The following is a 24,856-nucleotide window of genomic DNA, read 5'->3' as shown; positions in this document are numbered from 1 at the left end:
AGATTACAGACGTTCGTTGTGCATCAAGGCCTTGCCGATCTCGTTGGGTATGAAGGCCAGCACCTTGCCCGCAGCGGAAAGAATCACGCCTGCACCGATCACGCTGGTCTGCACCACCGTGCCCACACCGACCGACAAGGCGCCTGCGGCCTGGCCTGAGACCTTTACCACGGCCGAAGCGCCATCTGCCACATTTTTCAGCACATAGCTCACGCCATCTGCCGTGGACTCCACCGCTGCCACCACGACGGATGCACCGGCAACAGAAAGAAACAAGGGAATTGCCACAACGTCCTCCGATGCGCCTCCAGAAGCTGCACCAATCACCGAGGCCACGGGCAAGGCCGACAGCACCAGAGAGGCTTCGCTCTGGGCGTGGGCGACACCGCCGCCCAGCAAGGCACAGGCCATGCCCAGGGCACACAGACTGTTGCGAAGAGGACGGGTGATGGCTGAGGCGTTGATCACAAAATGCTCCTGGTTATAGAAATGAATGCCGCAACACTTTCGGCTGCGGTGAAATGAATCATCTGCGCGATGGACTCGCCAGAAGCCTGGTTTGTCACAATCGGCGTTATACAGGCCTTGGGGTATTGAATATCGATACTTTCAACCGCCTGCATGTCTCCGCTGGAGCACACAGGTGTGACCTGTCCGGCATCTTGCCCCGAACCCGCGCCCACAACCTTTAAAAATCATGAGGCACATCATTCGGACCATCCCTCGCCGCCGCACACCGTGGCGAACGCCGCTTGCCGCCGCACTGGCCGCCTTCACGCTGCAAGCCGGTCTGGCGCAAAGCCCCAGCCCCGCGCCCTTCTCGAAAATGGCTGCGGGTGCGCTGCCCGCGCCCTGGCACTTCGCTAGCCTGCCCAACAAGACGCCTACCGAGTTCGGCATCGTCCAGCTCAATGGCGAGAACGTGCTGCGCGTGAGCACCAAGGATGCCTACGGCAACATGGTTCATCCCCTGCACCAGCAGGGCAGCGCAGCCATGCAGCTGCAGTGGCGCTGGCGCGTGGACGAGCTTGTCGGCAAGGCCGATATCCGAAGCCGCTCGGGCGACGATGCGGCGCTCAAGCTCTGCGTGTCTTTCGACTTCGACCGCTCCCAGCTGGGTTTTGGTGAACGCACCAAGCTGCGCCTGGGCAAGATCAGCACCGGCGAAGACATTCCAGCCGAGACGCTGTGCTACCTCTGGGACAACAAGCAGCCCGTGGGCACGCAGCTGCACAACGCGTTTACCCACCGCATGCGCTTCATCGTGCTGCAAAGCGGTAGCGCCCATCAGGGCCAGTGGATGACGGAGCAGCGCAATCTGGCCGCCGACTACGCCCAGGCCTTTGGCGACGAATCCAGCGCCATGCCCGAGCTGATTGGTATCACCGTCTCTGCCGACTCGGACAACACCCACGGCAGCGGTCTGGCCTATATGGGTGATATCCGCCTGCAGCCCTGAATCAGTTCTGCATCAGCTGCGCCACGCGCTGCTGCAGCAGGCCTGGCGTGGCCTCGCCGGATGGCACGGCCGGGCCGGCCTGCAGGCTCACCCGGTTGAGCCAGCCCCGGCGCAGCGGCTTGACCATGGCCACGTTCTTGCCACCGCGCACTTCGATGCGGCTGAAATACGAGCCCCAGAGATTGCCCAGCGCCATGGGCACCACGGGCACTTGCAGCCCGTCAGCATGGGCCTGCTCCAGAATTTTCATGATGCCGGCCTTGAAAGGCTGGAGCTGACCATCGGAGGTGATGCCGCCTTCGGGGAAGATGGCCAGCAGATCGCCTTCACGCAGCACCTGGGCGGCGCTGGCAAATGCGGCCTGATACACGGCCGGATCTTCCTTTTGCGAGGCCACAGGAATCGCCTTGGCCAGGCGGAACAGCCAGCCCAGCACCGGCGTCTTGAAGATGCGGTGATCCATGACGAAGTGGATGGGACGCGGGCTGGCTGCCATCAGCAAAATGGCATCCACAAAGCTCACGTGATTGCAGACCAGCACCGCAGGGCCGTCGTGGGGGATGTTCTCCTCGCCACGCACCTTGAAGCGGTAGACAAAGTGGGTGATGATCCAGGCCACAAAGCGCAGCAGATACTCGGGCACCAGCAGGAACACATACAGCGCCACCAGCGCATTGGCGATGCCGGTGATCAGAAACACCTGCGGAATGCTGCAACCTGCCGCCAGCAAGGCGCCGGCCAGCACGGCCGAGGCAATCATGAACAGCGCATTCAGAATATTGTTGGCCGCAATGATGCGCGCCCGGTGTGTGGGCTGGCTGCGCATCTGGATCAGCGCATACATGGGCACGCTGTAGATGCCGGCAGACAGGGCCAGCATGCCCAGATCGAACATCACGCGCCAGTGCTGGTGCTGGGCAAAAAAGGCGCCCACACCCATCAGCTCGGAGGCCGGCAGGGAACGCGTGGCAAAGAACAGATCGATGGCAAACACGCTCATGCCTATGGCGCCCAGCGGCACCAGGCCGATTTCCACCTGGCGGCGGCTGAACACCTCGCACAACAGCGAGCCAATGCCAATGCCCACCGAGAAGATCACCAGCAGCAGCGAAGCCACATGTTCGTCGCCATGCAGCACTTCCTTGGCGAAACTGGGGAACTGGGACAGAAACACCGCGCCGAAGAACCACATCCAGCTGATGCCCAGCAGCGAGCGAAACACCACGGGCTGCTCATGCGCCAGCTTGAGGTTGCGCCAGGTTTCGGTGAAGGGATTCCAGTTGATGACCAGATCCGGATCGGTCGCCGGCGCATGGGGAATGAACTGCGCGCAGATGCGGCCCAGCACCGCGATAGACACGCAGGCAATCGCCACCTGGGTATGACCAACCTGGGGCACGGCAACCAGCAGACCGCCAGCCACCTGGCCCAGCAAAATGGCCACGAACGTGCCCATTTCCACCATGCCGTTGCCGCCGGTCAGCTCTCTGTCGTTGAGCACCTGGGGCAGATAGGCAAACTTGACGGGACCAAACAGCGTGGAATGCAGCCCCATCAGGAACACGCACAGCAGCAGCACCGGCACATGGGCGTTGATAAAGCCCCATGCGGCAATCAGCATGATGGCGATTTCCAGATTCTTGACCAGGCGGAACATGCGGGTCTTGTCCCACTTGTCCGTGAGCTGCCCCGAGGTGGCCGAGAACAGCAGATAGGGCAGTGTGAACAGTGCGCCAATCACCAGCCCGGCCAGCGAAGGCGGCAGCCAGGAGACGCTGAGCTGGTAAGTCACCATCACCGTGAAGGCGAACTTGAACAGATTGTCATTGCCGGCTCCGGCAAACTGCGTCCAGAAAAACGGCGCAAAGCGCCGCTGACCCAGCAGTGCAAACTGGTTGGGATGGGCGGCAGGCGCCGTCTGTTCGGTCTGCGTTGAATTCATGAATCTCTCCCGGAAGCAGTGCGGCTCATTGTGCCTTTTAAGCTTTCATCAGCCATGGATATTGCGCGAGCCGCTATGAATTTGATTGCCTGGCGTGGAGCGCTTGCAACACCGGCAAGGCCGCAGCCGCCGCCACCCAGTGCTTGAGGCTGTGGCCGGAAATCCAGCCGCCCGTGAGTTCGAACACATCCAGATCGGACAACTCCAGCAGCTTGGCCAGCCCATACCAGGCGATGACCCAGCCCAGACTCAGCGGCATGGCGTTTTTGCGCACAGCCACAAAAGCCAGCAACAGCACCAGCAACATGCCGCCGCCTTGCAGCAGCGCCCAGGGCAGCAGATTGCCCGAATGGCTCCATACGCCCATGCTGAGCCCCGCCGCCACCAGAGTGGCAATAGCGGTCAGCCAGGCACTGCCGTCATCCAGCCGGGTTTGCACCGCAAGCCCCAGCAGGCCGGCAAACGCCACGCCCATGGCCATGCGGTCCCAGAACAGGCCGGCATCCGTGGGTGCCAGGTGGTATGCGGCGGAGGCCAGGGCCGTGCAGGCCAGGCCGACAAAGAACAGCGCGCACATGGCCCGTGCCGTGCCGCTGATCTGCCAGCCGTGCTTGAGCAGCTGCCTGCCGCCCGCCAGTGTGGCCAGCGCAAAGCCCAGATTGCTCAGCACATCGCCGGCATACGCCAGGCCCAGCCAGCTGCGCTGATCGGCAAACGCGTGATAGTGCTCAGGCTGGGCCACGGCGGGTAGAAGCAGAGCCAAAACCAGCAACAGCAGCATGCCCCCGTAAAGCGCCAGCGCTCGCTCCCAGAATCCTTGGCGGCGAGGCTGCAAAACAGCCGTCAGCACCGGCAAGACAGGCTGCAGACGACGAAGCGGACTGGAAAAGTGCGTGCGCATGATGACTGCTCTTGGGCAATGAAGATGGGGCGAGTATCCAAAAGCAGCGCTCTAAAAGCATCGATCCACTACACTTGGCTAGCCAGATAACACCATTGGTACACGATTAAGATACCTATCACCATGAGCACGACTGCAGACCTCATCACCGCCCTCAAGAAGGAACTCAAGGCCGCGCAGATGACTTATGCCGATCTGGCCAAGTCCATAGGCATGGCGGAATCCAGCGTCAAGCGCATGCTGGCCAAGGGCGATATGCCCCTGACCCGCATCGATGAGATCTGCCGCGCCCTGCACCTGGACTTTGCCGATCTGGCACGCAGCGTGGCCGACAGCCGCCCGCTGCTGCAGCAGATCTCGCGCGAGCAGGAAGTCTCGGTGGTAGCCGACCGCAAGCTGCTGCTCACCGCCATCTGCGTGCTCAGCCAGTGGACGCTGGAGCAAATCGTCACCACCTACCGCATCTCGGAAACCGAGGGCATCGGCTATCTGGCCCAGCTGGACCGCATAGGCATCATCGAGCTGCGCCCCGGCAATCGCTACAAGCTGCGCCTGGCCAAGACTTTTCGCTGGCAGACCAATGGGCCGGTCATGGATTTCTTCCGCGAAAACGCAGTGCTGGATTATTTTGGCGGCCACTTTTCCGATGAGGACGAGACCATGCTGCTGGTCCATGGCTCGATTGCCCCGCATCTGGCACCCAGCTTTGTGGAGCGCATTCAGCGCATAGGCCAGGATTTCTCGCAGCAACATCTTCAGGACCAGCGCCTGGCACCCAGCAAGACCGAGGGCTACACCCTGGTGCTGGGCATGCGCAAATGGGAGCTGCCGGCCTTTGCCAGCTTGCGGCGCTGAACGAATACCGCAGAACTACCAAAAACATAGCTGCTTGCGCTTATCGGTGAAGGGCTTGAAGCCAATTGAGCCCCATTCTTTCGATTGGCAACCAATCTTCACCAAGCAGATACACAAGATTGCAAGACTTCGCGTCGCAGCAACCCCCGCTTGACGCAAGCCCATCAGCATGGAGTTCATGGGATGCCAAAGGCCGCAAGGCTGGCAACCCGCTCACTGAACAGGAGACCTCCATGCTGAACATTCGCTTCACATTGCAAACCGCCCTGAGCACCGCCGCACTGGCCATGCTGGGCTTTGGCGGCACCGCCCAGGCCCAGACGGGCTACGGCTACGGTCCCGGCTACCATCCCGCAGCTCAACAGGGTGCTTCGATCAATGTGCAGTTCAACGCACCTCCGGCGCCGCGCCGTGAAGCGGTTCCTTCACCGCGCCGCGGCTATGTCTGGGCACCGGGCTACTGGGAGCCACGTGGCCACCGCCATGTCTGGCGCACCGGTCACTGGGTCAAAGCCCGCCCCGGTTATGTGTATCGCCAACCGGGCTGGCAGCAAAACGGCAACCGCTGGAATTACAACGCCAGCCGCTGGGATCGCGACGGCGACGGCGTGCCCAACCGCTACGACCAGCGCCCCGGCAACCCCTACCGCCATTGACGCCAGCCGCTGAGCAGTATTCAATCGCTGCGTCCGCCGGCCATTTTTTCCGCCCTCAAACCAGCGGACCTTCAAGCCCTGCATTTGCAAAAATGCAGGGCTTTTTCTGAGCCATGCCAAAAGACCTTGCTGCGCCATATGCAATATAAGCATATAGAAAGCGGTTCTTAAGTTAGATACACAATTGGCAGATTCATTGTTCCATCGGACTGCGTCACTCCCATGCGCCTGCTCACCCGCTCTTTTTCCGGATCCCGCGCCCTCGCTGCTTCGGCCTCAGCGCTGACTCTGGCATTGCTGTCTCACACCAGCCATGCGGCCGAAACTGCGGCCCAGTACCCGCACCAGCCCATCACCCTGATCATGGGCTTTAACGCAGGTTCGGGCGTGGATGTGGTCGGCCGTCTGGTGCAGGAGCCCCTGAGCCAGAAGCTGGGCCAACCCATCATCATCGACTACAAGAGCGGCGCGGCAGGCAATATCGGCAGCGAGCATGTGGCCCGCGCCAAGCCCGATGGCTACACCCTGTACTTCGGCACCGCCGCCACGCACGGCAGCAATGCCGCCCTGTACAAAAAGCTGCCTTTCGATGTGGAAGCCGACTTTGTGCCGGTGGCACCGCTGATCGATGTCGCCAACGTGCTGACCATCAATCCCAATGTGATCAACGTCAAGAACCTCAAGGAGTTCGTGGACGAGGTCAAGGCCCATCCCGGCAAGTACAACTTTGCCTCCACCGGCAACGGCGCAGGCACCCATATGGCGTTTGCCGAGTTCAACTCGCGCCTGGGTCTGGACATGGTGCATGTGCCTTACAAGGGCGGCCCCGAAGCCATCACCTCCGTGGTGCGCGGCGAGACCTGCTGCATCATGAACCAGGTGCAGACCGTGCTGCCCCATTACAAAGCCAACAAGGTGCGCCTGCTGGGTGTGACCACCGCCAAGCCGGTGGAAGCCGTGAAGGAAGTGCCCACCATCGCCTCCAGCGGCCTGCCCGGCACCAAGGGCTTTGACAGCTCGATCTGGTTCGGCATTTTTGCACCCAAGGGCACGCCACCCGCCATCGTCAGCAAGCTCAACAAGGCAGTGCGCGAAGTGCAGCAGCAGCCCGAAATCCGCGAACGCTTTGTCTCGCAAGGCAATAGCCTGCGCGAAGAATCGCCCGAACAATTCAAGAAGACCGTGCACAGCGATCGCATCAAATGGGCCAAGGTGGTCAAGGATGCCAACATCAGCATTGATTAAGATCGGCATACTGAGTTAGTTTGCGCGCCTGCAGCCTCTCGGCTGTAGGCGCTTTTTTGGGTTTTTCTATGTCAATTTCTGCTTCTACGGCCTCCCAGCCTTTGGGCCTGGCCGCTCTGGAAGAACGCCTGCGTGACGATCTGCTCACCCTGGGCTGGCCTGCCAAGGCCTGGATTCCCTCCTTCACCCGCAACGACCAGCCCGTGCATGACGTCATCGTCATCGGTGCCGGTCAGGCAGGCCTTGCGCTGAGCATGGCACTCAAGCAGGTGGGTATCACGCCCGTGCTACTGGACAAATCCCCGCTGGACCTGGAAGGCCCCTGGGCCACCACGGCACGCATGGAGACCCTGCGCTCGCCCAAGGAGCTGACAGGTCCGGCCATGGGCATTGCTTCTCTGACCTTCCGCGCCTGGTTCATTGCCCAGTTCGGCCTGCAAGCCTGGACGGCGCTGGACAAGATCCCCCGTCTGCAGTGGATGGACTATCTGCGCTGGTACCGCCGCGTCACGCAAGCCGATGTGCGCAACAGCCATGAAGTGCTGGCCGTGCGCCCCCAGGCCGATGGCGTGGTGGAAGTCGATGTCAGGGCAGACGCTCAAATCCGCACCTGGCAGACCCGGCGCCTGGTGCTGGCCACGGGCCGCGACGGCCTGGGCGGGGCTCAGCTACCTGCCTTTGTGCAAGGCGTGGACCGGAGATTCTGGGCCCACTCCTCTGACGAAATGGACTACGCCACACTGGCCGGCAAGCATGTGGGCGTGGTGGGCGCCGGAGCCTCGGCCATGGACAGCGCGGCTACCGCGCTGGAAAACGCCGCCGCCAGCGTGGACATGCTGGTGCGTCGCAAAGAGCTGCCGCGCATCAACAAATCCAAGGGTTCGGGCGTTCCCGGCCTGACCCACGGCCAGTATCTGCTGGCAGACGAATGGAAATGGCGCATACGCCACTACATCAACGCCCAGCAGGTGCCGCCGCCCCATGGCAGCACGCTGCGGGTGTCGCGCCATGCCAATGCTTTTTTCAACTTTGGCTGTGCCGTGCAAAGCGTGGAACAGGCGGGCGACAAGCTGCATGTCAGCACGCCTGGCGGCGTGTTTGTGCTGGACTTTCTGATCATATCCACCGGCTTTGCCATTGACTGGAGCCTGCGACCGGAATTTTCCGACATCGCCCCCCACGTCAAGCTGTGGAATACGCGCTTCACACCCGAAGCGGGCGACGAAGATGCCGAGCTGTCGGCCTCGCCCGATCTGGGCCCGCTGTTCGAGTTTCAGGAAAACACTCCGGGCCAGCAGCCAGGGCTGGATCACATCCACTGCTTTTGCTACCCCGCAGCGCTTTCGCATGGAACCGTCTCCGGCGACATTCCCGCCATCAGCGACGGAGCACGCAAGCTGGCGCAAGGTCTGGCCTCGCTGTTTTACCGCGACGATATCGCCCAGCACTTTGCCCAGCTGCAGTCCTATGCCGAGCCCGAACTGGACGGCACGGAATGGACGCCAGCCAGCCCGGCCGAGCGCGTGCAGGCGCTGAGCCAATCCCAACGCATTTAAGCCACAAGATTCGAGAGACAAGACATGAGCGACACGATTGACCGCCTGGCAGGCCTTGGCAACAACTCCCCCACCTTCACCACCCGCCATGAGCGCGAAAAAGTGGCCGTGGCCACGCAGGCTTGCGAAGACCTGCTGCTGGGCAACACGCTGGCCGGCTCGCTGACCCAGGCCGAACGCCTGGTGCTGGCCGCCGAGCAAGCCCGTGTGAGCGGCGTGGCCGCACTGGAGGCCGAGTACCGCAGCCGCGCCCAGGCGCTGGACTGCGCCCTCGCACCCGAGCTGCAGGCCATTCTCGATACGGCAGGCGTGCAGACCGGCAATGCCCGCATGGATGCCATGCTGCACTTTGTCCGTGCGCTGGCGCTCAACCCTGCAGAGAGCGATCAGCAGGCGCTGCTGGCCATTCCCGCCGCCGGCCTCTCGGTGGACGACACCGTGCTGCTGGCCCAGCTGATTGGCTTTGTGGCCTATCAGGCCCGGCTGCTGGTGGGCGTAAAGGCCATGGCCGAGATGGGCGGCCAGGCCGATGCGCCGGCCGCAGAGCCTGCAGCCGCCGCCGCTTTTGTGCACCCGGCCAATCTGCCGGCCCCGGGCGAGCCGCTGCGCCGCAACGGCTTTACCAGCGAAACCCTGGACTGGAAGGCCTGGCTGCCGGTGCTCGACCCCGCAACGGCCACGCCCGAGCAGCAAAAAGTGCTGGAAGTCAGCCACCCCAAGGCCAAGAGCATGGACTTTTACCTGCTGCTGGGCCGCCAGCCCGAGGTGCTGATGGAGCGCTCGCAGGCCTTCAACGCCATCATGTATGCGCCCGGCGGCCTCTCGCGCGCCGAGCGTGAAGTGGCGGCCACGGCCGTATCGCGCTCCAACCACTGCGTGTACTGTGCCTCGGTCCATGCCCAGCGCTTTGAGCAACTGGCCAAACGCAACGATGTGATGGCCCAGATGTTCGACGACCCCGATACCGCCGGCACCAATGCCCGCGAACGCGCCATCATTCAGTCTTCCCTGGCCTTGACCCGCAGCCCTGGCAGCTTTGGCAAGCAGAACCTGCAGCCGCTGCGCGATGCAGGCCTGTCGGATCTGGAAATTCTGGACATGCTGCACTCCGCCGCCCTGTTTGGCTGGGCCAACCGCCTGATGCTGAATCTGGGCGTGGAAATCTATCCACAGGCCAGCTAAGGTTGGCAAGCATGAAAAAAGCGAGGCTGGCCCTCGCTTTTTTATTGCTATTTATTCAGAAGCAGCTGTCCATTGATGAAACAGGGCTTGGTCGCTATTCCACGGTATCAACTTCGGTAAACACCGTCAGCACCCCTGCCAGATGATGCAGCCGGCCATCCATGATTTCGGCATCGCCCATCAGCCCGATCAGCGGCACCGAGCCCAGCGCATGGCGCAGGATCTGGAGCTCGGCATCGGGCCCGCCAAACAGCTCGCTGCCGCGGCCTTTGCAGCTGACATAAATCGCGCCGCGAATCTTCTGCGCCGCCGCTTCCGGCACGGAGGGCGAGTCACCCTCGGCAAAATCCGGCTGCAAGGCATCCTTGAGCGCCGCCGCCATCTGCATCAGCTCCTGCCGCGCCGCACTGGGCTGACGCTGACAGAAGATCACCGCGCTGTCCGCCTCTACTGCCGCCGACAGGGCCACGCCATGGCGCATGGGGTCCAGCCCCACCAGGTTCAGCACCTGGGCTTCGTCGGTCAGCACGCCGCGCTCCAGACCATGGCCGGGCTGCGCAATCGCGGCCTGGGTCTGGCGCAAGGCCTTGAGCGCAAAATCCCAACCGCTGTGCCCGGCATCGCTGTCTTTTTCCTGCTGCAGATCCAGCAGGCGCAGCAGCTTGGGCAAAGCCGGCTCGCCATCGAGGCTCAGCAGCACGGGGCCTTGGGCGGCCGTGATTTCCATCTCCTCGCCCAGCGGCGTGCAGCCCTGGGCCAGACGGGAGAGGCAGGCCACCTCGGCAGAGAAAGCCACACCCGAGAAGCCACCTCGGAACACGCCCACCGCCGCACCGGTGCGCAGCGCCGGCAGATCGTCGCTGCGGCAGGCGAACTGCACGCCCTGGGCCTGCGCACCGCCCAGCGCACCAAAGAGATGGCCGGATGCCGTGCGCTCGGCCAGCTCCTGCAGCAGCTCGGCCAGTTCAGGCTGACCGGAATCGGTATGCACCAGGGCAGTCTGGGCCTCAAACCCGGCTTCGGTGCCGCCCAGGGCCAACGGCGCCACGCCGGAATACACGCGGTAATGGGCTGCAGGCACATCCAGCAGCATCACTGCCAGGCCGTTGTCGTCCAGGTATTCATGCTCCATGGCCAGCACGCCGGCGGCAGAGCAGCCCACCCAGTCCGTGACCTGTGGCAAAGACTGGGCCAGCAGCGCCAGCATCTCTTGCGCATGGCGGGCAAAGCCATGCGAGGCATAGATCAGCCCCAGCTGAGGCCGCTTGGCGCATTGCTTGCGCAGCATCTGGATGCGCAGCTGCTGCACCACCTCCTGTACCGCTTCACGCCATTGAGGGTGGCTGGCATGTCCTACAGGAAACAACGACATGGGGACCTCCTTTTCTGGACAGGTCTGGCGCTGTCGCGCTCAGGCCATGCCATCTACAGGCTGGCAGCGTTTAAGCGCGCGGGCTGCTTTTCTTGGCCGCTGCCTTTTTGGCTGCCGGTTTGGCCGTCGCCTTCACGGCGGGCTTGGCTGTGGATTTGGCTGCGGCTTTCTTGGCCGCGGCCGCGCGTGGTGTGCCGGCCTTGTCTTCAGCGGGCTGAGGCGGGGTCTTGTCGGCTGCAAACGCACCGGCTTGCTGCATGACCTTCTCCATGGAAGCCTTGGCGAAATCGCTGGCCATATCGGAGGCACGCTGTGCTGCGGCCACGGTCTGGGCCGGCACCGGTTCTGCCATGGCCTTGGCGGCAATCTGCTGAAACTGCTGGGTCAGCGCGCCCCACCATTGCATGGCCTGGCCCATGGCGGCCTGGGCCTGCTGTTGCGGGTTGGCTGCAGACTCGGATTCTGCCGCCTGGGGTTCCTGCTGCGGTTCGGGCTCGGGGGCAGGAGCCGGGGAAGGCGCTGCGGCTGGCTGCGGTGCAGGCTCAGCGGCCTTGCCCTCGCCCGTCATGGGCCAGGCACCAAAACCTTTCTGGGCGGCCTCGGCAGCGGCGGCCGTGGCCGAAGCCACGCCGGGGAACTGGAAAGACTTGGCCAGATCACCCATGCTCACGTTCATGCCCTGCAAGGTGGAGAGCGTCATGCGCTGCACCTCCAGCGCCTGAATCGTGGCCGACAGCGCCTTGCCGTTTTGCTCCAGCCAGAACTGCACGGTTTTGAGCTCGGCAATGCGCTTTTCCACTTCTTCCACACTGACCGTGGGTGCCACCCACTGCGATATGCGCCCCATGGGATTGTTGGCGGAACCAGCGTTTTGCGCCAGATTCTGCAAAAACTCGAAACCGGGAATGAACTTGCCGAAACCAAACGGGGATGTGTCGCTCATGGATGCCTCTCGCAGGAAAATTGCACGTTGAATAGAGCTTAACCCAGAGCTCCCACTCGCCGCACGCAGGCATTGCGGCCCAGCTCCGTGCTTTCCCCGAAAAACAGGTCCTGGAGGCTCAAGCCAAGACCTGTGCGCTTTCAATGCTGGTGGCCGCCGTGGCCCGCGTGATCCATGGCCGGCGCTGCGCCCTTGGGCGGCACCATGCTCACCGGCACTTGCAGCGTCAAGCGCGAAACAGCGCCCTTGCCGTCCTTGAACACCAGGGTGATGGGCACTTGCGAGTCCTTGACCAGCGGCGCCTTGAGCTGCTGCAGCATCAGGTGGTAGCCGCCGGGCTTGAGCTCCACCGTCTTGCCAGCAGGCAAAGGCAGAGCCTCGACGGCACGCATGCGCATCACATCGTTTTCCATCTTCATCTCATGCACCTCGGCCACGGCGGCGGCCGGAGTTTCCACGCCGATCAGCGTCAGCGGCTCTTTGGCCGTCAGGCGCATAAAAGCTCCCGAACCCTGCTGACCCGGCACGCTGGCGCGGGCCCAGGCACCTTCGGCCTTGACATGGGCCGCATCGGAGTGCGCCAGGGCCGCTGCGGAAAACATGGCAGAGCCAAGAGCGAGAGCAGCGCTGAATTTGCGCAGATTCATGTGATTTTCTCCATTCAAGACATTGAGCGTCAAAACCGGCTTGCTGCAGCAAAAATGCGTTCCGGCCCAAGATATTCAAGCGCAGAACGCTCTTGTTTCAAGAGCAACAAGCCGATGCAGCAGGCGATGGCGGCGCAGGCAAACCCAGGGCCGCATCTCGATTCATTGTAGAAGCCGCGCTATCCAATCGGTGACGCAGGGTTCTCGCAGCCTGCGACTAATATGCGGGCACGCGGCCACAACTCTCACCCCGGCGGCGGCAGATATTTCACAACCCTAGGAGACAACAGCATGATCACTTTGTGCGGATTCTCGGCCAGCAACTACTACAACAAAGTCAAACTGGCCCTGATGGAAAAGCGCATCGCTTTCGAAGAAGAAAATGCCTGGCTGGGCGAGACCAATCCGGCCGAATCGCCTCTGGGAAAAGTGCCTTATCTGCGCACCCGCCACGGAGCCATCAGCGAATCCGACGCCATCATCGAGTATGTGGAAACGCTGTCCAGCGAAGTGCCGCTGCTGCCCGCCGATGCCTTTGCCGCCGCCAAGGTGCGCGAGCTGTGCGTGTATCTGAATCTGCACCTGGAGCTGGTGGCGCGCAATCTCTACCCCCAGGCTTTCTTTGGCGGCAAGGTCAGCGACAGCACACGCGACCGCACGCTGGAGCAGCTGGAAAAAAACGTGGCCGCCTTTGCCAAGCTGGCCCGCTTTGATACGCCCTTCATCGCCGGTGAGCAGTTCACCCTGGCCGACTGCAGCGCCATCGTCCACCTGCCGCTGATCAGCGGCGCCAGCAAGATCGTCTGCGGCAAGGACGTGCTGGCCGATTTGCCGACACGCGACTACCTGGCCCGCATGGGCGAGCGCCCCACGGTGCAAAAGCTCAACGCCGACCGCAAGACCAATACCGCCGAGCTGATGGCACGCATCCAGGCCAAGGCCAGCCGCTAAAGCCCAGGTGACGGACTTTGGCCGGCAGCAGGCCTGGGTGGTGCTATCTTAGGCAGCACTATGCAAAGCCTGTTTCACCTTGCCTACCACGTGACCGATCTGGATGAGGCGCGCCGCTTTTATGGCGGCGTGCTCGGCTGCCGCGAGGGCCGCTCCACAGATTCCTGGGTTGATTTCGACTTCTTCGGCCACCAGATCTCTCTGCATCTAGGCCCGCCTTTTGCCGTGGCCAACACCGGCAAGGTGGGCAACCATATGGTGCCCATGCCCCACCTGGGCGTCATCCTGCTCAAGCCCGACTGGCTGGCCCTGGCCGAGCGCCTGAAAGCCGCCAACACCCAGTTCGTGCTGGAGCCCCAGGTGCGCTTTGAAGGCGAGCCCGGCGAGCAATGGACCATGTTTTTCTACGACCCCAGCGGCAACCCCATCGAGGTCAAAGGCTTTGCCAACTGGGAAGCCGTTTACGAGCATTAAACAAGCCTGTAGCGCTTGTCAATCAAGCGCTTTTTGCTCCAAAAATCGCAGCAGACCACTGGAGCGCTGCGTGGGGCTGGCAATGGCCGAGGCCAGCAGCCCCGGCACTTCGGCCCAGAGCGAGAACGCCTCGCGGGCCCGCGTGATGCCGGTGTAGACCAGCTCGCGATTGAGCACGCTGCCGCCCTGTGCGGACAGCACCAGCGCCGTGTGCTCGAACTCCGAGCCCTGGCTTTTGTGCACCGTCATGGCAAACGCGGTGTCCACATGGGCCAGCCGCGCGGTGCTCACATGGTGCAAAGTATCGCCTTGCAAGAAATACACGCGCAACCGCGCCGGATCGGCAAAGCTGGGCAAGGCCATGCCTATATCGCCGTTGAAAACGCCCAGCGCCGCATCATTGCGGCTGACCATCACCGGGCGGCCCATATACCACTCGCCCTCCTTGCGGATCACGCCCAGGGCCTGCAACTGGGCTTCCACGGCACGGTTGAGGCCGGCCACACCCCAGTCGCCTTCACGCACGGCGCACAACAGGCGAAAGCGGTCAAAAGACTGCAGCACCTCCATCACCCAGGCCTGATGTGCCGGCTCACTCTGTGGTCGGCTTTCGCGCCACAGACCCAGACTTTGCGCATAAGCGGCATAGCTGGCCTGGCTTCCACGGCCTTGCACGGCAGCGCTGGAGACTTCCGACACCTCGCCTCCTTGTCTGGCCCACAGCACGGCCGAGCGCCCCAGGCGCGTGTGCTCCTCGAGCAAGGCCAGGGCCTGGCGTGCCTCGCCCTGGTTCACAGCTTGCGCCAGCTGGCCTATGGGGCCGCCAAAGCGCCGGCTTTTGCGCAGCATCACGGTGTGCTGGGCCAACGGCAGTGCCGCCTGGGCGGCCACAAAACCGGCAGGAATCTCCAAGCCCGTCACGCGCCGGGCATAGGCCACGGTATCGGGCAGATAGCAACCAGCCGGCGCATCGCGGCACAGATCGCCAAGCACGGCACCGGCCTCCACCGAGGCCAGCTGGTCCTTGTCACCCAGCAGAATCAGGCGCGCCGTGGGCGGCAAGGCCTGGAGCAGCGCCGACATCATCTCCAGATGGATCATGGAAGCCTCATCCACGATCAGCACGTCCACATCCAGCGGCTTGCCGGCATGGTGGCCCCAATGGCGGGTATCGGGCCGCGCGCCCAGCAGCGAGTGCAGCGTGCGGGCGCCGCCCATGCGCTGCACCAAGGCCTGCAGATCCAGCTCGCCCTGCACCACGGGGTTCAGGTCCAGCAGTGCTGTATCAATCGACTGCTTGAGCCGCGCCGCCGCCTTGCCCGTGGGCGCGGCCAGCGCCACGCGCAGCTGCTGCGCATCGGGTGCGGTGGCAAACAGCAAGGCCAGCAGGCGCGCCGCGGTATAGGTCTTGCCCGTGCCCGGCCCGCCGGTGATGACGGACAGCTGGCCGCGCAAGGCCAGCGCACAGGCCAGCTTCTGCCAATCCAGATCGGCCGCCTCGGCAGAGCTGGTTGGGCTGGCAGGACTGGCAGAAGCGGCAAACAACCGGTCCAGCCAGAGGCGCACCTTGGCTTCATCCACGCCAGCCTCATCCACGGCCGTGCGGCTGACAATATGCGCAGCCACGCTGCGTTCATAGTCCCAGTAGCGGCGCAGATAAAGCAGCGGAGCTTCGCCGCCCAGCAGCACCAGGGGCTGACCTTGATCGGCATCGCGGCCCAGCACGCGCACCACGGGGCTGCGCTGCAAGGCGGCCAGCCAGTCGGTAAGGCTGGCGGGCAGCTGCGCCCATAGCACTTCCTGCGCGGCCAAGGCCTCCTTGGGCCAGGCCAGCACGTTATTGGGGCTGCGCACCAGCTCTGCCAGCGGCAGGCAGCTGTGACCGCGCCCCTCCATCTGCGCCAGCACGGCGGCGGCCATCAGCAAGGCTGGCTGCGCCGCCGCATCCTGGCTCCACAGAAAATGCGCCAGGGCGCTATCAATTCTGCGCAGCAAGCCCGCATCGCTCAAGCGCTGCAAGGCAGTCAGCATGTGCTGCACGCTCAGCTCAGGCGCGGCAAACAAATCCTGGGTGTGCACATCCAAGTGGCGTTTGCTTTTCATGCCTCGCCCTCCTTCTCCTGCAGCAAGGCGTCCAGCCCATCCAGCAGCGCCAGCATGTCGTCGCTGCAGCCCTGCACATGCATGCCTTGCGTCTCGCCATCGATACCGCGCAAAAAGTAGTACAGCGCCCCTCCCAACTGCTGTGCGGGCTCGTAAGCCTGGCCCAGGCGGCTGCGCAGCAGACGGTGCAAGGCCAGCAGGTACAAAGCGGCCTGCACGTCATAGCGGTGGGCCAGCATGGCATGGGCCAAGGCCTGGGGCGTGTAGGCGCCGGCATCCTGGCCCAGATGGTTGGTCTTGTAATCCAGCACCCAGTAGCGCCCCTGGTGGCTGAACACCAGATCGGCAAAACCCATCAGCATGCCGTGCAGCTCGCGCTGCGGCAGCGCCGGGCGCGACAGACCGGGCAGGATGTACTGGCGGCACAGCGCATCGATGCGCGGAGCCGAAAGCTGGTGGGCCGGCAGCCAGAACTCCATCTCGGCCAGCAAGGCCTGGCCCTGGGCCAGTTGCACCAGACTGGTCTGCAGCGGCGGCAGCGGCTGGTGCACCACGGCGCGCAACCAGCGCAGCACGTCCAGCGCCTGATCCTTGCGGCCCGCGCGCTCGCAGCGGCGCAGCAGGCGGCCCTCCAGCGCGCTGAACTCGCCCTCTTCACTAGCGGCCTGCGGCAGGTCAAAGCCCTCGCCCATCAGCCATTCCAGCTGGTCGTGCAGAAAATTGCCCACCACGGGGCCGCGCATGAAACGGTGCCAGACGGCAGCCACGGGCGCGACCTGCATGGGCAGGCCTGGCAGCAAAGCGTCCGGCAAGGTGTTGGCAGATGCGTTGTCGGCGGCGTCCAGCATTGCCGTCTGCACCTCATCGTCGGCCGGATGCAGGGACACCACGGGCAGCACCGGCACGCTGGGAGCGGCCATGGCCCGCGTCAGCGAGGTGAAGCTGCCAATGCCCCAGCGTCGGTCAAATTCCGCCGCGTACTGGGGCGCGGCCAGCAGCGCCGGCGCGGCCTCTGGCGACTGCCAAAGCTGCAGCTCGGGCAGCTGCGCCGGCAGATCCAGCACCGCAATCTGTGCGCAGCCATCGGCCAAGGCGCCCAGTTGCTGACGCCAGCCGGGCAGGGATTGCGCCTCATCGCCGGCCAGCAGATAGCCGGCCGAGCCTTTCTCATTCACGCAGGCCTTGCCATTGCCGCGCTTCATGGGCGCCATGCCCATCCACAGCGCGTGGCGCGGGCGAGTGAGTGCCACATAGAACAGCCGCAAATCCTCACGCAGCCGCTCGCGGTCGGCCTGCGCCAGCTGCTCGTCGTCATAGTCCAGCACCAGTTCGCGCGCCGGGCCGGCTTCGCCCTGCACGGGCAGCGACAGATAGGCCGTGCCGCGCCGCTCCATGAGCCTGAAGCTGCCGGCAAACGGCAGGCAGACCACGGGATACTCCAAGCCCTTGCTTTTGTGCACCGTCACCACCTTGACCAGATCGGCATCGGATTCCAGTCGCACGATCTGCGCCTCGCCGCCGCTGCCTGGCTGCTCGATCTGCGTGGCCAGCCAGCGGATCAAGGCTTGTTCGCCCTCCAGCTGGGCGCTGGCAGTTTGCAGCAACTCGGCCAGGTGCAGATAGTTGGTCAGCCGCCGCTCGCCCCCCAGCTCGGCCAGCCAGCGCGCAGGCAGCTGGAAGCGGTATAGCGTCTGGCGCAGCATGGCCAGCACGCCGTGGCGCAGCCACAGGCTGTGCAACTCGCGCAGTTGCTCGCTTTGGGCATCAAAGGCCTCTTCATCGGCGGCCAGCCAGGCCAGTTCGTCCAGCGTCAGGCTCATCAAACGGGTGGCCAGACCCGCGCGCGCTGCCATTGCATCCAGCGGCGCGGCCACGGCGCGCAGCCAGTACAGCAGGTCTTGCGCCTCGTCGCTGGCAAACACCGAATCCTGATCCGACAGATACACCGAAGCCACCGAACGCTGGGCCAAAGCACGGCGCACGGCGGCAGCCTCCTTGCCGGTACGCACCAGCACGGCAATATCGGCGGGCCGCAGGCGCTGCAGCGGCTTGCCCGGCTGCGCAAAACCCGTGGCCTCATCCATCAGCCACTGCACGATCCGGTCGGCACAATGCTCGGCAAACCGGCGACGAATCACCTCGTTGCTCAGCGGCTCATCGCTCACGGAGCCATCCCAGGCCACGGTCAGCGCGGCCATGGGCTGGGCCCCGGTCATCAGCACCTCGGCGCGGCCGTTGGCAACCACAGCTTCAAATGGCAGAGGATTCTCGGCGCGGCTCTGGCGGAACATGAAAGCGCCTTCGCCGGGCCGCTTTTCTGCCTCGGCAAACCAGTGATTGACGGCAGCCACCAGAGCCTGGGTGGAGCGGAAATTGGTGCCCAGCACATAGTGCCGGCCCTCGGTGGCTTGGCGCGCCTGCAGATAGCTGTAAATGTCGGCACCGCGAAACCCGTAAATCGACTGCTTGGGATCGCCGATCAGCAGCAAAGCACTTTCCGAGTCGTTGTCGGCCGTGCGGTAAATCTGCTCAAACAGACGGTATTGCAGCGGCGAAGTGTCCTGAAACTCGTCAATCAGCGCCACCGGGTACTGGGCCAGAATGCTAGCCCTGAGCGCCGCGCCGTTCTCGCCAGCCAGCGCGCCATCCAGCCGCTGCAGCATATCGGCAAAACCGAAGGTGCCGGCTTGGCGCTTGAGCCATTGCAGACGTTGTCGCACCTGGGCCGCCGCATGCAGGCGCAGCACCACGGCCATGCTGGGAATCCGGGCCAGCTGGCCCAACAGCTGCTGCAGCTGGGCAAATTCCGTGGGCAGCAGCAAATCCATGGTCGAGCCTTTGAAGGCCTCGGCCATGCCCTCGGGGCTCAGGCGCTTGCGCGCGGCATCCGTCAACTCCAAGGTGCTGTTCAAAGGGTCAGCGGCCCAGGCCGCAATCTGCGCCAGCCAGCCCGTGTAGCGCCCCGGCTGCAGCTTGCGCTTGTCCCATAGGGCACCGTTGCCGTCCAGCTGCGCATCCAGCCAGGTCTGCAAGCGCTGGGCCTTGTCCGCCCAACCCTCGGCCAGGGCTTGCAAGGCCTGGCACCGCTGTTGCCGGGCTTGCGCCACGCATTCGGCCAGCGAGCCGGCTCCGGCCTCGGCCGGCACCGCCTCGCGCTGCAGTGACTGCATATCGCCCACCAGCGCCCCCACATGGGGCCAGACCTCAAGCACCTGCTCCAGCAGTTCGCCAGACAGGGGGTAGCACTGCTGGCGCCAATAGTCCTGGGCCGCTTCGATCTGGCGCTGGCTTTCATCGGCTTCCAGCGTCTCGTCAAACAGGTTGCCGCTGTCGAAAGCATGCTCGCGCAGCATGCGCTGGCACCAGGCGTCTATGGTGTGAATGGCCGCGTCGTCCATGCATTGCGCGGCCATGTCCAGCCGCCATGCAGCGGCTGCGCGCAGCGGGCCTTCGGGATAGACCGCGCGCAGATCGCGCAGGAACACATCGTGCTCCTCAGGCTCTTGCTCGCCGCGAAAGCATTTGACGGCATTCACCAGGCGATCGCGAATCCGGTCCGACAGCTCGCGCGTGGCGGCCCGGGTAAAGGTCATGACCAGGATATCGGGCGGCATCAGCGGCCGGTTGAAGCCCTGCTCGCCGCCATGGCCCAACACCAGGCGCAGATACAGGGCGGCAATCGTCCAGGTCTTGCCCGTGCCCGCGCTGGCCTCGATCAGGCGCGAGCCCCAGAGCGGAAACTGAAACGCATCAAGAATATGGCTGGCCGCCTGGGTCATGGGATTCATCTCTTGTGGCCTGCTCATGCCTGCCCCTGGTTCAGTTCGGGCAAGGCCTCGGTACGCAGGTACTGGCTTTTCCATTCCAGCAGGGGGGTGTAAGCCGTCTTGGCCAGGTCTTGAAACTGGCCGCTGGCCAGCAAGTCGTCCCAGCTGGCATAGCAACGCGCCCAGCTGGCATCCATGCATTCACCGTCCAGCACATGGCTGCCCTCATAGGCCGCCGTGGCGGCGCGCAGATCGTCAGCGGCAGCGGCCATGGCCGTGCGCAACGGCAGGGGCAAGGGCGCGCTCTGGCCTTGCCGCCACAAAGCCATCAAGGACAGCAGCGCCGATTGCGCTTGGCGCTGCTCCATGGGCAAGGCCCAGAGCACGGTATCGCGCGCCACCACACAGCCCAGGGCCTGTGCGCCCGTGGCAGACAGGGCCAGGCTGCGCACATAGATGGACAGCAGCTTGTCCGCACGCGGCTGGCGCTCCTTGTCCAGCAGGCTGCGCGGGTCCATGGCAAACCAGCTCAGCTGAAATTCATGAGCACCATCGCCCTCACCCACCGTGTCGGCGTCGCTGCGCTGACGCAGGCCGTCCACCCAATCATCGAGCAGCAAGTCATTTTCTTGTAGCAACAAGCGCATTCTGGATGCCGGCTGCGGCCATTCTTTCATCAGATTTTGCCAAGCCACCAGCGAGGGTGTGACCTGGGCTTGCAAGACCTGGGCTTCGCGTGCGCCCAGACCCGCCAGCGGCAGCACGCCCGCGCGCGCCAGGCGTTGCACCTGTTGCTGCACCTGCCGCGAGACATCTGCATCCGCAAAATCTCCGGCATGTACCAGCTGCGTGACCACGTCTTGCTGCAGCTGCTGCACCAGGCTGTATGCGGTCAGGCCGTCGACCTGGAACAGCTCGTCGTCTTCTATGACCTCCTCATCCGGCTCGAAGCGCACCAGCAGTCGGTTGCGCAGAAAAGCTCGGGCGGGGTGGCGCAGAAAATCCGTCAACCGCGCCAGCGTGAGCGGGGTGCTGGCATCCAGCACAAAGGGCACAGCCTGGGAGGCGACGGCTGCAGCTTGCGCCGCGTGCGCCGCATGCCACTCGCGGGCATAGGTGCGCACAGCGGAATCGGCCTCGAAATAGCGGCGGCTAAAGGGTTGCAGCGGATGCTGATGCGTGCGCTGCGCCAGCAGCTTGCCGCCCTCCTCGCCCTGCCAGGCCTGCTCCAGATAGTCACGCAGCTGCGAAACCAGCACGGACGGCGGCTGCTCGCTGTTGTCGCGCACATGGCGCCCGGCCCAGCTGATGTAGAGCATGCGCCGCGCAGACAGCAGAGCATCGAGCATGAGCTGGCGGTCGTCATCACGCCGGGCCCGGTCGCCGGGACGCGATTGCTTTGGCAAAGCCATCAGATCGAAATCGGAACGGCTGGCACGACGCGGATAGTCGCCATCATTCATGCCCAGCAGGCACACCACCTCAAACGGAATCGCCCGCATGGGCATGAGGGTGCAGAAGGTGACGCCACCGGCGCGAAAGCGCTGGTTCAAGGCAGGTTCCGACAAGGCCTGCAGCCAGGCCTCCTGGGCGACTTCCAGCACCAGCTCGGCATGAAAATCGGCCTGCTCACAGGCTCTTTGCCAGTGGACCAGGGCCACATCCAGCGCGGCCAGCAAAGCCTGATCCTCATCGCTGCGGCTGACAAAAAAATCGTCCAGCAGGGCGCGAAAACGCTCTGCCCACTGCGCAGGCGCTGCAGGCACATTGGCGGTTTTCCACCATTGCAACAGGCGCTGCAGCAAGCTGGCCAGGCTGCCGGCCAGTTCGGCGCTGAGACCGCCGACCTCGTCGTAGGGCTCAATTCCGGCGAAAGCCTGGACCTGCGTCTCGGCGCTGCCGCCGCTGGCATAGCCCAGCAACATGCGCTGCAAACCAAACCAGGCGCTATTGGGGTCGCCGCAGGCCTGCAAGCCCAGCTGCGAACGCTGGGCTTCGTTGAGGCCCCAGCGTATGCCAGCCCCCGCCATCCAGCGGGTGAGCTGCGGCAGCTCATCGGCATCCAGCCCCACGCGGGCGGCCACGGCAGGCACATCCAGCAGATCGCATAGCTCGCTCAGCCGGCAGCGCTGCTGCGGTAGCTTGAGCAGCCATTGCAGCGCCGTGATCAGCGGGCTGCTGGCACGCGCACCCACGTCGGCAATATCGAAAGGGATGTAGCGCGCGTCATGGCGCCCATATTGGCCGAACACGGCACGGATGGAGGGCGCTGCCTCTTCGATCGCCGGCAGCATGACCACCACGTCGCGCGGTGCCAGTCTAGCCTGCTCACCCTGCGCGGGCTGAGCCAGCATGTGCAGCAATTCATCGTGCAACACTTCCAGCTCACGCACCAGGCCATGGGCCTTGTGGAAAACGATGGAGCGATCTGCTGCGGGAATCTGCAGGCGCGGATGCTCGGCCAGCGGCACCAGATCGCGTATGCGCTGCTGCACCTGGGTGAGCAAGGGCGCCTGCGCCAGATCATGGGCGTCGGCTTCGTCATACACATCCACACGCGGCCAGCTCCATTGCGCAGCCACCTCGTCCGTGGTGTCAAAGCTGTCGAGCTGGCGCACATAGTCGCGGCTTTGCCGACCCCAGGCTGCCAGCAGCGGATGGGCATGGGCGTGCATGGCCTCCAGCGGTATGCGCGCCAGATCCTGCCCCGCGCGGTGCGGGTGACGACGGCGCTCCTGGCGCAGCAGCTCACGCCCGTCAATCGCATCGGCCCAGTGAAAACGGCAGGGGTTGGGCACGGCAATCAGCACCTGGCTGTGCTGGGCAATACCGCTGAGAAACTGCATCAGAGACAGCGGCATCTGGCTCATGCCGAAAACCACCACCCGGCGGGCCAGCGGACTGACCGGCGGCTGACCGGACTGCAGCGCAGCCAGCACGCGCGCCAGCAAGGCCGGGCGTGTGGCTTCGCGCTCTAGCTCATCAAGCTCAGCCAGTACCGTGCGCCACAGGCTGGGCTGCCACAGCTGGCCTTCGGGGACAGGCACATCGGGGCGCCCGGGATTGCGCAGCACATCCTGCACCTGGGCCCAGGCATCCAGCCAATCGGCCCGGTAAATCTGGTATTGGTCAAACAGGTCGGCCAGGCGCTCGGCCAGCTGCAGCAGACGCTGAGGTTCCCCAGGTCGCAGAAAGCTGGCAATCGGTGCGAATTCAGGCTGCTCCAGGCATTGAGGCAGGATGCGCATCAGGCGCCAGATCATGGGCGTTTCATCCAGCGGCGATTCACGCGGCACCTTGTCCGCACCCAGAATCTGGCGATAGCTGCGCCAGACAAAACGCGCGGGCAGCTCGACCCGGGCGGCGGCGCACACGCCTTGGGCCGCGGCCATGCGCATCTTGAACCACTCGGCCATGCCGTTGCTCTGCACCAGCACGATCTCGGGCTCCAGCACCTCCAGCGGATGCGCGGCCAACCAGGCCAGCACCGTATCGGCCAGCGCTTCGGTCTGATTTCCATGCAGGGCAATCAGCCCCGGCTGCCATTGTGTCGTCACGTAAGCCCTCCCAGTGCCCTGCCTGCGCCTTGTACGCCGGCAGCATGGCCAACAGCGAGCTTACCGCGTCTTGCCTGCCCCGAAGACAGCACGCCGAGCGCCCACAAAAGCCCAGGGCCCGGGCCTCGAGGCAATGAGAAAAGCCCCAGTACTTTGCAGTACTGGGGCTTTGAATTTGGTGGCCTGGGACGGAATCGAACCGCCGACACAAGGATTTTCAATCCTCTGCTCTACCGACTGAGCTACCGGGCCTTTTTCATTCAGCGTTGATGTTTGCCGAAGCCATGATTATATGCATACTTTCGCCTTCGCATCTTGCCTGGTCATCCGGCGATGAAGTCGCCGTTAGAAATCAGGCCTGAATGCAAAAATCCCCAGTACTTTGCAGCACTGGGGATTTGAATTTGGTGGCCTGGGACGGAATCGAACCGCCGACACAAGGATTTTCAATCCTCTGCTCTACCGACTGAGCTACCGGGCCTTTTCTTTATGCTCTCGCATACCGAAGCCACGATTATATGCATACTTTTCGACCTCAAATCGAAATACGCAAATTTTCTGAAAATTATCCGCGGCGATTGCGTCCGAGGTCCACGCCCAGTTGTCGCAGCTTGCGGTACAAGTGGGTGCGCTCCAGTCCCGTCTTCTCGGCCACACGCGTCATGGAGCCGCCTTCGCGGGCCAGGTGAAATTCGAAATAGGCTTTTTCAAAGCCATCACGGGCTTCACGCAGCGGGCGATCCAGGTCAAAGCCCTGGTGGGCATGCGGCAGATTGTCTTCCGTTGCCTGAGCCGAGACGCTGGTGGCCAGCGCCGGCGCGATACCGTCATTGCTGGCCGCTGTGGATTCAGCCGCCTGGCTGGTCGAGCTGCGGGCCAGGCCCTGCTCCACCGCCTTGAGCAGCTTTTGCATGGTGATGGGTTTTTCCAGAAAGGACAGCGCACCGATGCGCGTGGCTTCCACAGCCGTCTCTATCGTGGCATGGCCGCTCATCATGATGACGGGCATGGTCAGCTGTCCGGCCGTTGCCCATTCCTTGAGCAGCGTGACGCCATCCGTATCCGGCATCCATATATCCAGCAACACGAGGTCATAGGCGTTAGAGGCACGCGCGATGCGCGCCTGATTGGCGTTCTCCGCCACGTCCACACTATGACCTTCGTCGTTGAGGATTTCCGACAACAAATCCCGGATCCCCAGTTCGTCGTCGACCACCAGTATGTTTGCCATGTGTCTAAAGCCTAT

Annotated in this window: 19 protein-coding genes and 2 tRNA genes; 9 read left to right on the top strand and 12 right to left on the bottom strand. The window is 63.8% G+C overall.

Annotated elements, in window-relative coordinates; genetic code table 11:
• Positions 1-3: 3 nt before the first annotated feature.
• Positions 4-411: a hypothetical protein gene (locus tag EAO39_RS02780; RefSeq protein ID WP_240467065.1), complete on the bottom strand. Its 408-nt coding sequence runs from the start codon at positions 409-411 to the stop codon at positions 4-6.
• 286 nt (positions 412-697) lie between these two features.
• Here EAO39_RS02780 and EAO39_RS02775 point away from each other — a divergent pair, with 286 nt between their 5' ends.
• Positions 698-1,459, top strand: coding sequence for a DUF3047 domain-containing protein (locus EAO39_RS02775; RefSeq protein WP_120965997.1), 762 nt, complete (start codon positions 698-700; stop codon positions 1,457-1,459).
• 1 nt (position 1,460) lies between these two features.
• Here EAO39_RS02775 and EAO39_RS02770 read toward each other — a convergent pair whose 3' ends face one another.
• Positions 1,461-3,401: an MFS transporter gene (locus tag EAO39_RS02770; RefSeq protein ID WP_120965996.1), complete on the bottom strand. Its 1,941-nt coding sequence runs from the start codon at positions 3,399-3,401 to the stop codon at positions 1,461-1,463.
• 73 nt (positions 3,402-3,474) lie between these two features.
• On the bottom strand, positions 3,475-4,302 hold the full coding sequence (locus tag EAO39_RS02765; protein ID WP_120965994.1) for a hypothetical protein: 828 nt from the start codon (positions 4,300-4,302) through the stop codon (positions 3,475-3,477).
• 123 nt (positions 4,303-4,425) lie between these two features.
• Between EAO39_RS02765 and EAO39_RS02760 the strand changes: the two genes are divergently transcribed.
• From EAO39_RS02760 to EAO39_RS02740, 5 genes are all read left to right on the top strand, one after another.
• Positions 4,426-5,157: a helix-turn-helix transcriptional regulator gene (locus EAO39_RS02760; RefSeq protein ID WP_120965992.1), complete on the top strand. Its 732-nt coding sequence runs from the start codon at positions 4,426-4,428 to the stop codon at positions 5,155-5,157.
• Positions 5,158-5,390: 233 nt separating this feature from the next.
• Positions 5,391-5,813 (top strand): YXWGXW repeat-containing protein, encoded by a 423-nt coding sequence (locus tag EAO39_RS02755; RefSeq protein ID WP_120965990.1) that lies wholly within the window; start codon positions 5,391-5,393, stop codon positions 5,811-5,813.
• Positions 5,814-6,035: 222 nt separating this feature from the next.
• Entirely contained in the window at positions 6,036-7,058 is a 1,023-nt protein-coding gene (locus EAO39_RS02750) for a tripartite tricarboxylate transporter substrate binding protein (protein WP_120965988.1), read from the top strand.
• Between the two features lie 68 nt (positions 7,059-7,126).
• Positions 7,127-8,614, top strand: a complete 1,488-nt coding sequence (locus EAO39_RS02745; protein WP_120965986.1) for an NAD(P)/FAD-dependent oxidoreductase — start codon at positions 7,127-7,129, stop codon at positions 8,612-8,614.
• 24 nt (positions 8,615-8,638) lie between these two features.
• Entirely contained in the window at positions 8,639-9,796 is a 1,158-nt protein-coding gene (locus tag EAO39_RS02740; RefSeq protein WP_120965984.1) for a peroxidase-related enzyme, read from the top strand.
• Between the two features lie 94 nt (positions 9,797-9,890).
• Here the strand turns inward: EAO39_RS02740 and EAO39_RS02735 are convergent, their stop codons facing one another.
• The 3 genes from EAO39_RS02735 to EAO39_RS02725 all read right to left on the bottom strand — a co-directional run bounded on the left by EAO39_RS02735 (position 9,891) and on the right by EAO39_RS02725 (position 12,758).
• Positions 9,891-11,168 (bottom strand): FIST N-terminal domain-containing protein, encoded by a 1,278-nt coding sequence (locus EAO39_RS02735; RefSeq protein WP_120965982.1) that lies wholly within the window; start codon positions 11,166-11,168, stop codon positions 9,891-9,893.
• A 70-nt stretch (positions 11,169-11,238) separates the two neighbouring features.
• On the bottom strand, positions 11,239-12,111 hold the full coding sequence (locus tag EAO39_RS02730; RefSeq protein WP_120965980.1) for a PhaM family polyhydroxyalkanoate granule multifunctional regulatory protein: 873 nt from the start codon (positions 12,109-12,111) through the stop codon (positions 11,239-11,241).
• A 140-nt stretch (positions 12,112-12,251) separates the two neighbouring features.
• On the bottom strand, positions 12,252-12,758 hold the full coding sequence (locus tag EAO39_RS02725) for a copper chaperone PCu(A)C (protein ID WP_120965977.1): 507 nt from the start codon (positions 12,756-12,758) through the stop codon (positions 12,252-12,254).
• Between EAO39_RS02725 and EAO39_RS22430 the strand changes: the two genes are divergently transcribed.
• The 3 genes from EAO39_RS22430 to EAO39_RS02715 all read left to right on the top strand — a co-directional run bounded on the left by EAO39_RS22430 (position 12,759) and on the right by EAO39_RS02715 (position 14,183).
• Positions 12,759-12,929, top strand: a complete 171-nt coding sequence (locus EAO39_RS22430; protein ID WP_162989472.1) for a hypothetical protein — start codon at positions 12,759-12,761, stop codon at positions 12,927-12,929.
• 120 nt (positions 12,930-13,049) lie between these two features.
• Positions 13,050-13,709 (top strand): glutathione S-transferase, encoded by a 660-nt coding sequence (locus EAO39_RS02720; RefSeq protein ID WP_120965975.1) that lies wholly within the window; start codon positions 13,050-13,052, stop codon positions 13,707-13,709.
• Positions 13,710-13,769: 60 nt separating this feature from the next.
• Complete coding sequence (locus tag EAO39_RS02715) at positions 13,770-14,183, top strand: VOC family protein (protein ID WP_120965973.1); 414 nt, start codon at positions 13,770-13,772, stop codon at positions 14,181-14,183.
• Between the two features lie 18 nt (positions 14,184-14,201).
• Here the strand turns inward: EAO39_RS02715 and recD are convergent, their stop codons facing one another.
• The 6 genes from recD to EAO39_RS02685 form a co-directional block, all read right to left on the bottom strand.
• A complete protein-coding gene (recD, locus tag EAO39_RS02710) occupies positions 14,202-16,286 on the bottom strand; it encodes an exodeoxyribonuclease V subunit alpha (RefSeq protein WP_120965971.1) in 2,085 nt (694 codons plus the stop codon).
• The gene (gene recB, locus EAO39_RS02705; protein ID WP_120965969.1) at positions 16,283-20,092 is read right to left on the bottom strand and encodes an exodeoxyribonuclease V subunit beta; all 3,810 of its coding nucleotides are present in this window, start codon (positions 20,090-20,092) and stop codon (positions 16,283-16,285) included. The genes recD and recB overlap by 4 nt, the downstream gene beginning before the upstream one ends.
• Positions 20,089-23,610: an exodeoxyribonuclease V subunit gamma gene (gene recC, locus EAO39_RS02700; protein WP_120965967.1), complete on the bottom strand. Its 3,522-nt coding sequence runs from the start codon at positions 23,608-23,610 to the stop codon at positions 20,089-20,091. Before recC ends, recB begins: the two co-directional genes overlap by 4 nt.
• Before the next feature lie 176 nt (positions 23,611-23,786).
• Positions 23,787-23,862, bottom strand: a tRNA-Phe gene (locus EAO39_RS02695).
• Between the two features lie 153 nt (positions 23,863-24,015).
• Positions 24,016-24,091, bottom strand: a tRNA-Phe gene (locus EAO39_RS02690).
• Between the two features lie 84 nt (positions 24,092-24,175).
• Complete coding sequence (locus tag EAO39_RS02685) at positions 24,176-24,841, bottom strand: response regulator (RefSeq protein ID WP_120965965.1); 666 nt, start codon at positions 24,839-24,841, stop codon at positions 24,176-24,178.
• Between the last annotated feature and the right edge of the window lie 15 nt (positions 24,842-24,856).

The sequence above is a fragment of the Comamonas sp. lk genome (assembly GCF_900564145.1).
Taxonomy (GTDB): domain Bacteria; phylum Pseudomonadota; class Gammaproteobacteria; order Burkholderiales; family Burkholderiaceae_C; genus Comamonas.
The sequence above is the reverse complement of the archived record's forward strand: the minus strand, read 5'-3'. Positions and strand labels throughout refer to the sequence as shown.